Source organism: Pseudomonas triticicola (assembly GCF_019145375.1).
Taxonomy (GTDB): Bacteria; Pseudomonadota; Gammaproteobacteria; order Pseudomonadales; family Pseudomonadaceae; genus Aquipseudomonas; species Aquipseudomonas triticicola.
In genome coordinates this window covers 171,616-183,976 of record NZ_JAHSTX010000001.1, presented here as the reverse complement: position 1 = coordinate 183,976, position 12,361 = coordinate 171,616, and the positions used below count along the sequence as shown (strand labels likewise).

Annotated in this window: 11 protein-coding genes; 4 read left to right on the top strand and 7 right to left on the bottom strand. The window is 58.2% G+C overall.

Annotated features, from left to right (window positions below; genetic code table 11):
• Positions 1–7 precede the first annotated feature (7 nt).
• The 7 genes from argR to acs form a co-directional block, all read right to left on the bottom strand.
• Positions 8–988 (bottom strand): transcriptional regulator ArgR, encoded by a 981-nt coding sequence (gene argR / locus KVG85_RS00805; protein WP_041479242.1) that lies wholly within the window; start codon positions 986–988, stop codon positions 8–10.
• Positions 989–1,238: 250 nt separating this feature from the next.
• A complete protein-coding gene (locus KVG85_RS00800) occupies positions 1,239–2,003 on the bottom strand; it encodes an ABC transporter ATP-binding protein (protein ID WP_003227281.1) in 765 nt (254 codons plus the stop codon).
• Between the two features lie 27 nt (positions 2,004–2,030).
• The gene (locus KVG85_RS00795) at positions 2,031–3,143 is read right to left on the bottom strand and encodes a M14 family metallopeptidase (protein WP_217862741.1); all 1,113 of its coding nucleotides are present in this window, start codon (positions 3,141–3,143) and stop codon (positions 2,031–2,033) included.
• Position 3,144: 1 nt separating this feature from the next.
• Positions 3,145–3,843: an ABC transporter permease gene (locus KVG85_RS00790; RefSeq protein ID WP_024014019.1), complete on the bottom strand. Its 699-nt coding sequence runs from the start codon at positions 3,841–3,843 to the stop codon at positions 3,145–3,147.
• Positions 3,840–4,529 (bottom strand): ABC transporter permease, encoded by a 690-nt coding sequence (locus KVG85_RS00785; RefSeq protein ID WP_016773583.1) that lies wholly within the window; start codon positions 4,527–4,529, stop codon positions 3,840–3,842. The genes KVG85_RS00790 and KVG85_RS00785 overlap by 4 nt, the downstream gene beginning before the upstream one ends.
• A gap of 91 nt (positions 4,530–4,620) precedes the next feature.
• Entirely contained in the window at positions 4,621–5,394 is a 774-nt protein-coding gene (locus KVG85_RS00780; RefSeq protein WP_024014020.1) for an ABC transporter substrate-binding protein, read from the bottom strand.
• Between the two features lie 694 nt (positions 5,395–6,088).
• A complete protein-coding gene (gene acs / locus KVG85_RS00775; RefSeq protein WP_186551463.1) occupies positions 6,089–8,044 on the bottom strand; it encodes an acetate--CoA ligase in 1,956 nt (651 codons plus the stop codon).
• A 409-nt stretch (positions 8,045–8,453) separates the two neighbouring features.
• Between acs and KVG85_RS00770 the strand changes: the two genes are divergently transcribed.
• The 4 genes from KVG85_RS00770 to KVG85_RS00755 all read left to right on the top strand — a co-directional run bounded on the left by KVG85_RS00770 (position 8,454) and on the right by KVG85_RS00755 (position 12,224).
• A complete protein-coding gene (locus KVG85_RS00770; RefSeq protein ID WP_016773580.1) occupies positions 8,454–8,714 on the top strand; it encodes a DUF2790 domain-containing protein in 261 nt (86 codons plus the stop codon).
• A gap of 546 nt (positions 8,715–9,260) precedes the next feature.
• Positions 9,261–10,511, top strand: coding sequence for a ribonucleotide-diphosphate reductase subunit beta (locus tag KVG85_RS00765; protein WP_016773579.1), 1,251 nt, complete (start codon positions 9,261–9,263; stop codon positions 10,509–10,511).
• Positions 10,512–10,859: 348 nt separating this feature from the next.
• Complete coding sequence (locus tag KVG85_RS00760) at positions 10,860–11,393, top strand: BRO-N domain-containing protein (RefSeq protein ID WP_217862740.1); 534 nt, start codon at positions 10,860–10,862, stop codon at positions 11,391–11,393.
• 114 nt (positions 11,394–11,507) lie between these two features.
• Complete coding sequence (locus tag KVG85_RS00755) at positions 11,508–12,224, top strand: HNH endonuclease (protein WP_217862739.1); 717 nt, start codon at positions 11,508–11,510, stop codon at positions 12,222–12,224.
• Positions 12,225–12,361 lie beyond the last annotated feature (137 nt).

Below are 12,361 nucleotides of genomic sequence, written 5' to 3'. Positions count from 1 at the left end.
TCCGCGCTCAGCCACGCTCCGGCGGCACTGACGACAATTCGAACGGACTGCTGCTGCGCCGCTGGTTGCGATCTTCGCGCGGCGTGGCACCGAAGAAGTTGCGATAGGCGCTGGAGAAATGCGGCCCCGAGGAGAAGCCACACGAGAGGCCGATCTGGATGATCGACTTGCTGGTCTGCATCAACATCTGCCGGGCCTTGTTCAGGCGCAGTTCCAGGTAGTACTGGCTCGGCACACGGTTGAGGTATTGCTTGAAGATCCGTTCCAACTGCCGACGGGATACGCACACGTGCTGGGCGATTTCGTCGGTGGTCAGCGGCTCTTCGATGTTGGCTTCCATCAGCAACACCGCCTGGGTCAGCTTCGGATGGCTGGAGCCGAGGCGATTCTGCAACGGAATGCGCTGACGCTCACCACCCTCGCGGATGCGCTCGACGACCAGTTCTTCCGAAACCGCACCGGCCAGTTCCGCACCGTGATCGCGGGCCAGCACCGCGAGCAACAGGTCGAGCACCGACATGCCGCCGCAAGCGGTCAGGCGGTCGCGGTCCCAGTCGAACAGATGACTGGTGGCGATGACTTTCGGGAAGCGCTCAGCGAAATCGTCCTGCCAGCGCCAGTGCACGGCGGCGCGATAACCGTCGAGCAAACCGAGCTGGGCCAGCGGATAGACACCGGCTGACAGACCACCGATCACGCAACCGGCACGCACCAGTTGCTTGAGCGCACTGCTCAGCGCCGGCGCCAGGGTGGTCGGCGGCTCGTCAGCGAGCAGAAAGAGTTTCTGGAAGTTCTCGAGCTTGCCGGCCCAGGGTTCGCCGGGCAATTGCCAGGCCCCTTCGGTCTGCGGCTCGGCCTGCAAGAACGACAGTTCGTAAACCACGTCCGGGTGCACCCGCTGCGCAACACGCAAGGCCTCCTCCGCCAGCGCCAGCGTCAACGCTTTAGTGCTGGGCCAAATCAGGAAACCAATTCGATGGGCAGTCATGGGCGGGCAATCCGAAACGAACAACGGTGATGAAGGCATGGGCCAATGCTAGCCCGGAAATGAATACAAATCCTGAAACCGGTGAAGATCAGACTGTGGGAGCGAGCCTGCTCGCGAAGGCGGTGTACCAGTCAACATAATTGCTGGCTGTTCTACCGCTTTCGCGAGCAGGCTCGCTCCCACAGGGGATCTGAACCAGCCAGAAGATCGCGAAGCATGACCTAATCTGGTGCACAACGGCAGCCCTGATTTATTTCAGGCTGCCCGACAGGAACTGCTGCAAGCGCTCCGACTGCGGGTTGACCAGCACTTCGCGCGGGTTGCCGCTTTCTTCGACGACGCCTTTGTGCAGGAACACCAACTGGTTTGACACTTCACGGGCGAAGCCCATTTCGTGGGTCACCACGACCATGGTCCGGCCTTCCTGCGCCAGCGCCTGCATGACTTTCAGCACGTCGCCAACCAGTTCAGGGTCAAGGGCCGAGGTCGGTTCGTCGAACAGCATCACTTCCGGCTCCATCGCCAGCGCCCGGGCAATTGCCACACGCTGCTGCTCGCCGCCGGACATGTGCCCCGGGAACGCATCTTTGCGATGGGCCACGCCAACCTTGTTCAGGTAGTGCTCGGCTTTCTCGCGGGCTTCGGCCTTGGACACGCCAAGCACATGCACTGGCGCTTCCATGATGTTTTCCAGCGCGGTCATGTGCGACCACAGGTTGAAATGCTGGAACACCATCGACAGGCGCGAACGCATGCGTTGCAGCTGCTTCGGATCAGCGGCTTTCAGCGCGCCGTCCTTGTTCGCCACCAGTTTCAGCTCTTCGTTGTTGAGCAGGATCTTGCCGGCGTGCGGCTGCTCGAGCAGGTTGATGCAGCGCAGGAAAGTACTTTTGCCGGAGCCACTGGAGCCGATGATGCTGATCACATCGCCGGCGGCGGCTTTCAGGGACACGCCCTTGAGCACTTCGTGACTGCCATAGCGTTTATGCAGGTCTTGGACTTCAAGTTTGTACATGCGGTCGGTTCTCACAAAAACAGTCAGTCAGTCGTTGAGCAAGCGCCCGTGACGCAGCGCTTCGCGCCCCGCCACCTTGGCCAGCCAGAAACCGGGTTGGGCATAGCGCAGCCGTTCAATGGCAAACAGCACCCCGGACGTACCAGCACATACCGTGCTGACCCGATCGGACACAGGGTCGATCACTTGAAAAATCTCGTCGCCCGCCTCGACCCATTCGCCGGGCTTGCGGGCAAAACTCACCACACCGGGGTGCGGCGCAAACAGCAATTCGGTGCCTTCGAACGGCAGGCCTTCGCACGGTTCGAAGGCCGGGTCCGGCCACTCGCCGGTGATCAGGCCTTGCTCGGCAAGGAACGCCAGAATGCCTTCGGCATAAGCCTCGGCTTCGACGCGGCCAGTGTCGGCCTGCCCGCCCAGCTCGATGGTCGTCGCCAGACACGCCAGCGGAATCTGCGCATCGGGAAACTGCCGCGACAGGCGCAGCCACGGCAGCGAGCAGGCTTCGTCGAACGAGCTGCCGCCGGAATCTTCGGCGAGCAAACCAACCTTGACGTTCAGGTGCGCCGACAGCGAACGCCACTGCGGCCAGTGCTGCGGCAGCGCGTACATGTGCAGCGCGGCTTCGGCGTCGCAGTGCAGATCCAGCACGACGTCAGCGGTGCAGGCGTGGCTGAGCAAGACACGCTGCATGCCCTGCAACTGGCTGCTCGCTTCAGGCAGGCCGGCCAGGTGGTCGGCCATTGCCTGGCGGATCAGGCGCACATTGGCATGCGGATCATCACCGAGCTTTTCGCCCAGTGCCGCCACAACCGGCGCGCTGAGCTCGACGAAGTCACGGTTGAAATTCTTGCCGCTGCCCGCCTCGAAACGGCCCTGGAAATTGCCTTGCAGCAATTGCCCGAGACCCAGCGGATTGGCCACTGGCACCAGCTCGATCACGCCGTTGAGCAAGCCTTGTGCTTCGAGTTCGCCGAGGCGCTTTTTCAGCTCCCAGGCGGTGCGCATGCCCGGCAGTTCATCGGCGTGCAGGCTGGCCTGGATGTAGGCCTTGCGCTCGCCGCTGCCGAAACGGAAAACCGAAACCTTGCGCTCGCTGCCTAGGTGGCTCCACGGCAATACGTGGTCGATGCGTTGCATATCAGTGCTTCCGTGGCGCGAGGTAGCTCAACCAGCGACGCTCGGCCAGTTTGAACAGCTTGACCAGAATGAAGGTCAGGCACAGGTAGAACACGCCGGCGGTGATGTACGCCTCGAACGGCAGGTAGAACTGCGCGTTGACGGTACGTGCCGCGCCAGTGATGTCGATCAGGGTCACGATCGACGCCAGACTGGTGGTCTGCAGCATCATGATCACTTCGTTGCTGTACTGCGGCAGCGCCCGGCGCAGGGCCGACGGCAGCAGGATGCGCTTGTACAGTTTGAAGCGCGACATGCCCATGGCCTTGGCCGCTTCGATCTCACCGTTCGGCGTGGCCTTGAGGCTGCCGGCAATGATTTCTGCGGTGTAGGCGCTGGTGTTCACGGCAAAAGCCAGGCAGGCGCAGAACGTTGCGCTGGACAGCCACGGCCACAGGAAGCTTTCGCGTACCGCTTCAAACTGGGCCAGACCGTAGTAGATCAGGAACAGCTGCACCAGCATCGGCGTGCCACGAATCACGTAGGTGTACAGCCACGCGGCGCCGTTGACGAACGGGTTTTTCGAGACGCGCATCAGCCCCAGCGGCAACGCCGCGAGCAAGCCGAAGAACAGCGACAGCGCGAGCAGTTTGAGGGTGGTCAGCAGGCCGCTGAAGTACAGCGGCAGTGCCTCCCAGATGACGTTGTAGTCGAAGATCATAGATCAGCCGCCCTTACGCCTACCGAGTAGCGCTTCTCAAGGTGACGCAATGCCAGCAACGAAACACTGGTGATCACCAGGTACATCGCCGCCACTGCGAGGAAGAAGGTGAAAGGCTCGCGCGTGGCATCTGCCGCCTGCTTGGCCTTGAACATCATGTCTTGCAGACCGACCACGGAAATCAGCGCGGTGGCCTTGGTCAGTACCAGCCAGTTGTTGGTGAAGCCGGGAATCGCCAGACGAATCATCTGCGGCACCATCACCCGGAAGAACACCTGAAAACTGCTCATGCCGTACGCCATGCCCGCTTCGGCCTGGCCCTTGGGGATCGCCATGAACGCACCGCGGAAGGTCTCCGAGAGGTACGCACCGAAGATGAAACCGAGGGTGCCGATACCGGCGGCCAGCGGGTTCAGGTCGATGTAGTCGTCATAGCCGAGCATCGGCGCGACGCGGTTGAGCAAGTCCTGACCGCCGTAGAAGATCAGCAGGATCAGCACCAGATCGGGAATGCCGCGGATCACCGTCGAATACAGGTCGCCCAGCCACGCCAGCCAGCGCACCGGCGACAGGCGCAACGCGACACCGATCAGCCCGAGAACGATGGCCAGAGCCATGGACGACAAGGCGAGCTGAAGCGTCAGCCATGCGCCATCGAGGATGACAGCCCCGTAGCCTTTCAACATGATTCAGGTCCTCGAAAGTTGGGATGAAAAAATGGCGCAAACCGCAGAGATTCTGTTGCTTGCGCCATTTCGGACTTGTCGCAGAGACGTCTTACTTGCCGTAGATGTCGAAGGCGAAGTACTTGTCCTGGATTGCTTTGTATTTGCCGTTTTCGCGGATGGCCGCGATGGCAGTGTTGATCTTGTCTTTCAGGGCGTCGCCCTTGCGCACTGCGATACCTACGCCGTCGCCGAAGTATTTGACGTCGGTGAAGGCCGGGCCAACGAATGCGAAGCCTTTGCCGGCGTCGGTTTTCAGGAAACCATCGTCCAGCAGGGTGGCGTCAGCCACGGTACCGTCGAGGCGACCGGCAGCCACGTCGAGGTAGATTTCGTTCTGCGAGCCGTACGGCTTGATCTCGGCGCCCAGTGGAGCGAGAACTTCGCGGGCGAAACGCTCGTGGATCGAGCCACGCTGTACGCCGATGTTCTTGCCTTTCAGCTCAGCCAGACCTTCGCTGACCTGAGTGCCGGCCTTCATGACCAGACGCGCCGGAGTGTTGTAGTACTTGTTGGTGAAGTCGACCGACTTCTTGCGATCTTCGGTGATCGACATCGACGACAGGATGGCGTCGATCTTGCGCACTTTGAGAGCCGGGATCAGACCGTCGAACTCTTGCTCGACCCACACACACTTGACCTTCATCTCTTCGCACAGCGCGTTGCCGATGTCGTAGTCGAAACCGACGATGCTGCCGTCCGGTGCTTTCGAAGCGAATGGAGGGTAAGCCGCTTCGATGCCGATCTTCACAGGTTTTTCGTCAGCGACGGCATTCAGCGACAGCACGGACAGTGCCAGGGCGCCAAGCAGCACAAGTTTCTTCATCTTGGGACTCCATCGGTAAAGGGCAAAAACGGCAGAGTGAGCGACAGCCCAATATGCGAATGGGTGAATCGGAAATCGGTTGCGCATCGGCGGAAATTTCCCGTTGAAACCGCAGGCGATTTCAACGTCAGCCACGATGAGCGAGTGATCGGCATTCTAACGACAGGCCCGAAGCCGATATTTCTTCAATGCGACAACTAATTACAGATGCACCGAGAAAGCGGTTTGAGCTCATTGACAGCCCTGCAATTTCATGCAAGAGCGAAAGACAGTGAACCGATACATATTGCAAGTTGCGGGCCCATTATTCGCAAACCCTTCTAATCCGGCAAGCGCAGCGTTATGTCTTATTTTTCCGCGGGGCTTTGGAGGCTCTAAAACGGCGCACCGCGTTTCCCTTCGCCCCGGTTTGGCGCGGGCGGTTACACATTGGGTTGTGGCGGGTAACAGCGGGAAAGGTCTGACGGTGCAGATCGATAATTATTGGTTGGGGTGTTGCGGTTTCCTACAGCTGACTACTGCGGTGTCTGACAGATCGCCTTCGCGAGCAGGCTCGCTCCCACATTTGAAATGCGCCCGTTTCCTTGTGGGAGCGAGCCTGCTCGCGATGAGGCCAGCCCGATCGACACAAATCCACCAGACACAAAAAAGCCCCATCCGGCAAAACCGGGCAGGGCTCCTATGCTTCTAACGCTTAAGCAACATTCATGGTCTTGTGCGTATCAATCAAATGCTGCACCACACCCGGATCCGCCAGGGTCGAGATGTCGCCCAAGCCATCGTATTCCGCCGTGGCAATCTTGCGCAGGATGCGGCGCATGATCTTGCCCGAACGGGTTTTCGGCAGACCCGGCGCCCACTGGATCACGTCCGGCGAAGCAATCGGGCCGATCTCCTTGCGCACCCAGTTCTTCAGCTCCAGACGCAACTGCTCGGTCGGCTCCTCGCCATTCTTCAAGGTCACATAGACATAGATGCCCTGCCCCTTGATGTCATGCGGCACACCCACCACCGCAGCTTCGGCCACCTTCGGATGCGCGACCATCGCGCTCTCGATCTCGGCGGTGCCCATGCGGTGGCCGGACACGTTGAGCACGTCGTCCACGCGCCCGGTGATCCAGTAGTAACCGTCGGCATCGCGACGCGCGCCGTCACCGGTGAAGTACATGCCACGGAAGGTCTTGAAGTAGGTATCGACGAAACGATCGTGATCGCCGTACAGCGTACGCGCCTGGCCAGGCCACGAATCGAGAATCACCAGATTGCCTTCGGCCTCGCCCTCGATGATGTTGCCGAGGTTGTCGACCAGCGCCGGCACCACACCGAAGAACGGACGCGCCGCCGAACCCGGCTTCAGCGCGTGGGCGCCCGGCAGCGGGCTCATCATGTTGCCGCCGGTTTCGGTCTGCCACCAGGTATCGACGATCGGGCAACGCGACTTGCCGACATTCTTGTAGTACCAGTCCCAGGCTTCCGGGTTGATCGGCTCACCGACCGAACCGAGCAGGCGCAGGCTGCTGCCATCGGCGCCTTCCACGGCGGCCTGACCCGAGGCCATCATCGCGCGGATTGCGGTCGGTGCGGTGTAGAGGATGTTGACCTTGTGCTTGTCGATGATCTTCGCCACCCGGGTGATGTCCGGATAATTCGGTACGCCTTCGAACAACAGAGTGGTCGCGCCGTTGGCCAGCGGGCCGTAGACGATGTAACTGTGGCCGGTGACCCAGCCGACGTCGGCGGTGCACCAGTAGATTTCGCCCGGACGGTAATCGAACACGCGTTCGTGGGTCATCGCTGCGTACAGCAGATAACCGCCGGTGGTGTGCTGCACGCCCTTCGGCTTGCCGGTGGAGCCGGAGGTATAAAGGATGAACAACGCTTCTTCGGCGCCCATCTCTTTCGGCGCGCAAACGGTGCCCGCGACCTTCATCAGGTCTTCGTACCAGATGTCGCGATGCTGGTTCCACTTGATGTCGCCACCGGTGCGCTTGCAGACGATGACTTTCTGGATGCTGCTGGTTTCCGGGTTGGTCAGGGCGTCGTCGACGTTGGCCTTGAGGGAAATCTTCTTGCCGGCACGGATGCCTTCGTCAGCGGTGATCACCACTTTCGAACGGCAATCGATGATGCGACCGGCCAGGGCTTCCGGCGAGAAACCGCCGAACACCACCGAGTGAATCGCGCCGATCCGGGTGCAGGCCAGCATGGCGACCACGGCTTCGGGAATCATCGGCATGTAAATGGTCACCACGTCGCCACGGTGCACGTCCTGACCACGCAGGGCGTTGGCCAGTTTGCACACTTGCTCGTGCAGTTCGCGGTAGGTGATGTTGCGGCTTTCGGAAGGATCGTCGCCTTCCCAGATGATTGCGACTTGGTCGCCGCGCTCGGCCAGATGGCGGTCGAGGCAGTTGTAGGAAACGTTCAGGGTGCCGTCGGCAAACCACTTGATGTCGACATGGTGATCGTCGAACGACGTCTGCTTCACCGTGGTGAAAGGCTTGATCCAGTCCAGACGCTTGGCTTGCTCGCGCCAGAAGCCGTCCGGGTTGACGACCGACTGCTGGTACATGGCTTTGTAGGTCGCCTCGTCAGTCAGCGTGTTTGCCAGAACCTCGGGACGAACGGGATACAGAGAAGCCGCACTCATCTTTCCTACCTCGGTGTAATAGTTGTTTTTGTATGACCCCGTTGTAGCCGGGTGGGGCCCATAGAACCATTCGACGATGGTTGTAGGAGCTGCCGCAGGCTGCGATCTTTTGATCTTCAAAGCAAGATCAAAAGATCGCAGCCTCGTTGCACTCGACAACTCCTACAGGGGCCGCGCGAGGGATTGTTACCAAATATGCCAAAAGTGTTTATCAAAACCCGCTCTGTTTACCCCGGCCCCACCGCCCTAAAATTCACCTCGCCAACAAGGCAACCGCGATTAACAACGTTACAGCCCCCACGAAGGCCGTTAATCCAGCTCTCCAAGTAACGCATCAAATACTCAAGCTCCACACGCAACCCTAAAAAGGTTGCGTGACCCCACTCGACCTCAAAAAGGTGAATTAGAAATGAAAGCTTTATTGGTTCTGGCCCTCAGCAGTCTGTGCGCAACCGCCATGGCAGACGAGGTCCCGACTGATGTCGCACAGCAACAACCGGTCATCGAGGAATACACATACTCCACACACCTGGACATCGCCAAAGTTGTATCGATGAGCGAAATTCCAAATGTCTGCGAAGTAGTACCGGCAAAAATGGAATACGACGACTCCAAAGGCCAACGCCACATCCTGCGCTACAGCATCATGGGCAATGGCTGCACGAACTGAATCAGACTGCACCGAATCGGATCGCTCAGCGCTACATTGAGGGTCGATTCCAGCCCGGCTTCGGTCGGGCTCAGTTGTGTCTGGAGCCGTGAAAAACGCTTGCAAAACACTAGATATAGTGAAAAACCCACTTTTCTGGCTATTTTTTAAACAAAAAAACACCTGCCAAAAAATTAACGAAAAAAAATCTGCCGGGGTCGACTCCGCGCAAAGCCCTGTAATCCCTCGGTCGGACCGAAATCCACCCCCTCCTCGGCCTCACATGAGCCGATTCGCCGCACCACGCCGGTAAAAATTTCCCTATAATGCCGCCCTATACGGGTCAGCAATATTCCCTTACAGGGAGCAAAAGCCATTCTGAAGCCCCGCAACAGTGCCCGACGCTGATTGCGCCCATCAGAGGCTCTCGGAACCCGTCAAAATTTCTGTTTATTTGCCTGCGTGCAGCGCTGCAAAAAACGACATCCAACGCGGCTTTGGCCGTGTGAAAAACCAACCCATCAGGTTTCACACGGGCACAAGCCCTCACGCAGGAGACGACACGTCATGCTGAGCTGGGACGAATTCGATAAAGAAGACAGTGAAGTCGCAACCGTGAAAGGCGCCAACGCCGGCCACGCAAGCGAAGCCAACATGGACCGCCTCGACAACGCTGGCGGCGCCGCCGCGCTGGAAGCCCGCGCCGTCACCGCCGACGACTCGGCCGCCGTGGCCCGCGCCAAGGCTGCACTGAACTCCCTCGACGTCGCCGAAGGCCTCGCCGAACTCGAAGGCGCCTCCGCCCGTGTCGCCGTTGACGAAAAGCGCATGATCAACTGCCGCGCCGACCTCAACCAACTCGTGCCATTCAAGTACGACTGGGCCTGGCAGAAGTATCTGGACGGTTGCGCAAACCACTGGATGCCGCAAGAAGTCAACATGACCGCCGACATCGCCCTCTGGAAAAACCCGGAAGGCCTGACCGACGACGAGCGCCGCATCGTCATGCGCAACCTCGGCTTCTTCTCCACCGCCGACTCCCTGGTGGCCAACAACCTGGTCCTGGCCGTGTACCGTTTGATCACCAACCCGGAATGCCGCCAGTACATCCTGCGCCAGGCGTTCGAAGAGGCGATCCACACCCACGCCTACCAGTACTGCATCGAATCGCTGGCCATGGATGAAGGCGAAATCTTCAACATGTACCACGAGATCCCATCGGTCGCGAAGAAAGCAGCCTGGGGCCTGAAGTACACCCGCTCGATCTCCGATCCGAAGTTCGAAACCGGCACCCCGGAAACCGACAAAGAGTTGCTGCGCAACCTGATCGCCTACTACTGCGTGCTGGAAGGCATCTTCTTCTACTGCGGCTTCACCCAAATCCTCTCCATGGGCCGCCGCAACAAAATGACCGGCGTCGCCGAGCAGTTCCAATACATCCTGCGCGACGAATCCATGCACCTGAACTTCGGCATCGACGTGATCAACCAGATCAAAATCGAAAACCCACACCTGTGGGATGCTGAGATGAAAGAAGAAGCGACCCAGATGATTCTGCAGGGTACGCAGCTGGAGATTGAATACGCCCGTGACACCATGCCTCGCGGCGTACTGGGCATGAACGCGGCGATGATGGAGGACTACCTGAAGTTCATCGCTAACCGTCGTTTGTCTCAGATTGGTTTGAAAGAAGAGTATCCAGGGACGACTAACCCGTTCCCTTGGATGAGCGAGATTATGGACTTGAAGAAAGAGAAGAATTTCTTTGAGACGCGCGTGATCGAATACCAAACTGGTGGTGCTCTGAGCTGGGACTAGTAGTCTCGCTTGGCATGATTTGACGATTGCTGCCTGAGTCGACAAGTCGAGAAAGCAAAAAGCCCCGATCTGATCGGGGCTTTTTTATGGGCAATCGGTGAGCCTCTTTACGCCTACGTCACAGCGCTCAATCTCCTACAGCACTTACAGTCGCTTCCCATTGAAGCCTGCTGCGAGCGCTACTAAGCTCTGTGGCAGGTGCCTAAGAAACGCCCAACGTAGAAAGCTTCGTCAGTGACACAGACGCGTAATTCGTCGGTGACAACTGCTCTGCTCGTTGGGATTTCTTAAGTCCGCTCTACGTTGGGGTCAGGCCCTCCCAAAATCTAAAACGTAGAGGTCATAGATATGTCTGATCCATGCTCGGTAACTGTTTTCTCTCGCCACAACCTTTTTCTACATGCCCTTCTACTCGAAAATCAGCCATGGTTCTCCGCCCGGGATGTTGGCCGTTTGATGGGCTTCCACCTGAATGATCGGGTGGTCCACAAGCTAGATAGCGATCAACGCCGCGTCATGCGGATCGAGTACTTTCGAGAACCAGAACAGCATCTGATGCTCAGTGAATCGGGGGTGTATGCACTATTAATCTATCACTACGTACCGGGAAATCGGTTGCTGCGTGAGTGGTTGACTAATGAGGTAGTGCCGACATTGCGCGATGCGCAGGATTCGGGGGATTCACATCGGCCAATGTTGAGTTTGTTGGATTGGCCGGAAATGTCTTTGAGTTTGCTGCATTGGCAGGATGAGGGCTGGATTCGGCTTCGGGATATGCCTTATCTGTTAAATGATCAAAATCCACGTCGGGCTTCGGTAGAGAACTCCTGGTGGCGAAGGGTCACGCAGGTGTTTCAGTCTTCGAAGCATTCGATGGGTTAGCGATGTGGTTGTCGGATCTCGAGAGATCCGTCGCTATTTTCTGTAGGAATTTTCCTAGACAGCCGTGATGGCCACTCAGTATCGTCCGAGGGTTTTCAACCCCTCGGCGATTTTATGAGCGACAAGAAAAAAGACACTGACTGGACTGTTGCTGAGATTGAGGCAGCGGTTGACACCTATCTCAGAATGCTTGATTTAGAACTCGCGGGTCACAAATTCAACAAGGCACATGAGAATCGTGAACTACGCGCATCAGCCTTGTCGACTCGTACAAAAGGCTCTGTCGAATTCCGAATGCAGAACATTTCCAAAGTCTTGATGACGATGGATCGGAAACCCATTAAGGGTTACAAACCGGCGAAAAACGTTGGTTCGAACGTTGAGCAGTTAATACGAATAGCTCTCACAAATCGCGGCTTCCAGCCGGGCGACCCTGCTATTCCGACAGCCGAGGAAGAAACACTAGAGCGTCGCGCTGCTGCAATTCAGAAGAAGCACATAAAAGAGCCGCCGAGAGGCATAAAGAAACCAAAGAAAGCGTCAAGTACTCGCACGGTTTACGTTCGCGATCCCGAGGTTAGAGCCTGGGTTCGAAATGAAGCTGAGGGGCATTGCGAAGGCTGTGGCGACCCGGCTCCGTTTCAGATGCATGATCTGCCGTTTCTTGAAGTCCACCATGTCAAACCACTTGCAGATAAGGGTTCGGATCAAGTCTCGAACGCTGTAGCACTTTGTCCGAATTGCCATCGTCGTTGCCACCATTCGAATGATCGCGTGGCGTTTACAGCTTCGCTTTATGAAAGGGTGAAAAGGCTGATTCCAGAGGAATAAACTCTGTGACTAGGGAGAGTTGTTGCTGCCGAGTGGGCACCTGGATTCGATATTGTATTGATGCGAAGAATCACCAGCAGGCTGGCTCCCACAAATCCCGCATCACCCTGAAAACAATCAGTGCAACCCGCGCCGCC

Bases quoted from the DNA above. Each gene is read 5' to 3' on its own strand.
- argR (WP_041479242.1), bottom strand. From the start codon at position 988: ATGACTGCCCATCGAATTGGTTTCCTGATTTGGCCCAGCACTAAAGCG.
- KVG85_RS00800 (WP_003227281.1), bottom strand. From the start codon at position 2,003: ATGTACAAACTTGAAGTCCAAGACCTGCATAAACGCTATGGCAGTCAC.
- KVG85_RS00795 (WP_217862741.1), bottom strand. From the start codon at position 3,143: ATGCAACGCATCGACCACGTATTGCCGTGGAGCCACCTAGGCAGCGAG.
- KVG85_RS00790 (WP_024014019.1), bottom strand. From the start codon at position 3,843: ATGATCTTCGACTACAACGTCATCTGGGAGGCACTGCCGCTGTACTTC.
- KVG85_RS00785 (WP_016773583.1), bottom strand. From the start codon at position 4,529: ATGTTGAAAGGCTACGGGGCTGTCATCCTCGATGGCGCATGGCTGACG.
- KVG85_RS00780 (WP_024014020.1), bottom strand. From the start codon at position 5,394: ATGAAGAAACTTGTGCTGCTTGGCGCCCTGGCACTGTCCGTGCTGTCG.
- acs (WP_186551463.1), bottom strand. From the start codon at position 8,044: ATGAGTGCGGCTTCTCTGTATCCCGTTCGTCCCGAGGTTCTGGCAAAC.
- KVG85_RS00770 (WP_016773580.1), top strand. From the start codon at position 8,454: ATGAAAGCTTTATTGGTTCTGGCCCTCAGCAGTCTGTGCGCAACCGCC.
- KVG85_RS00765 (WP_016773579.1), top strand. From the start codon at position 9,261: ATGCTGAGCTGGGACGAATTCGATAAAGAAGACAGTGAAGTCGCAACC.
- KVG85_RS00760 (WP_217862740.1), top strand. From the start codon at position 10,860: ATGTCTGATCCATGCTCGGTAACTGTTTTCTCTCGCCACAACCTTTTT.
- KVG85_RS00755 (WP_217862739.1), top strand. From the start codon at position 11,508: ATGAGCGACAAGAAAAAAGACACTGACTGGACTGTTGCTGAGATTGAG.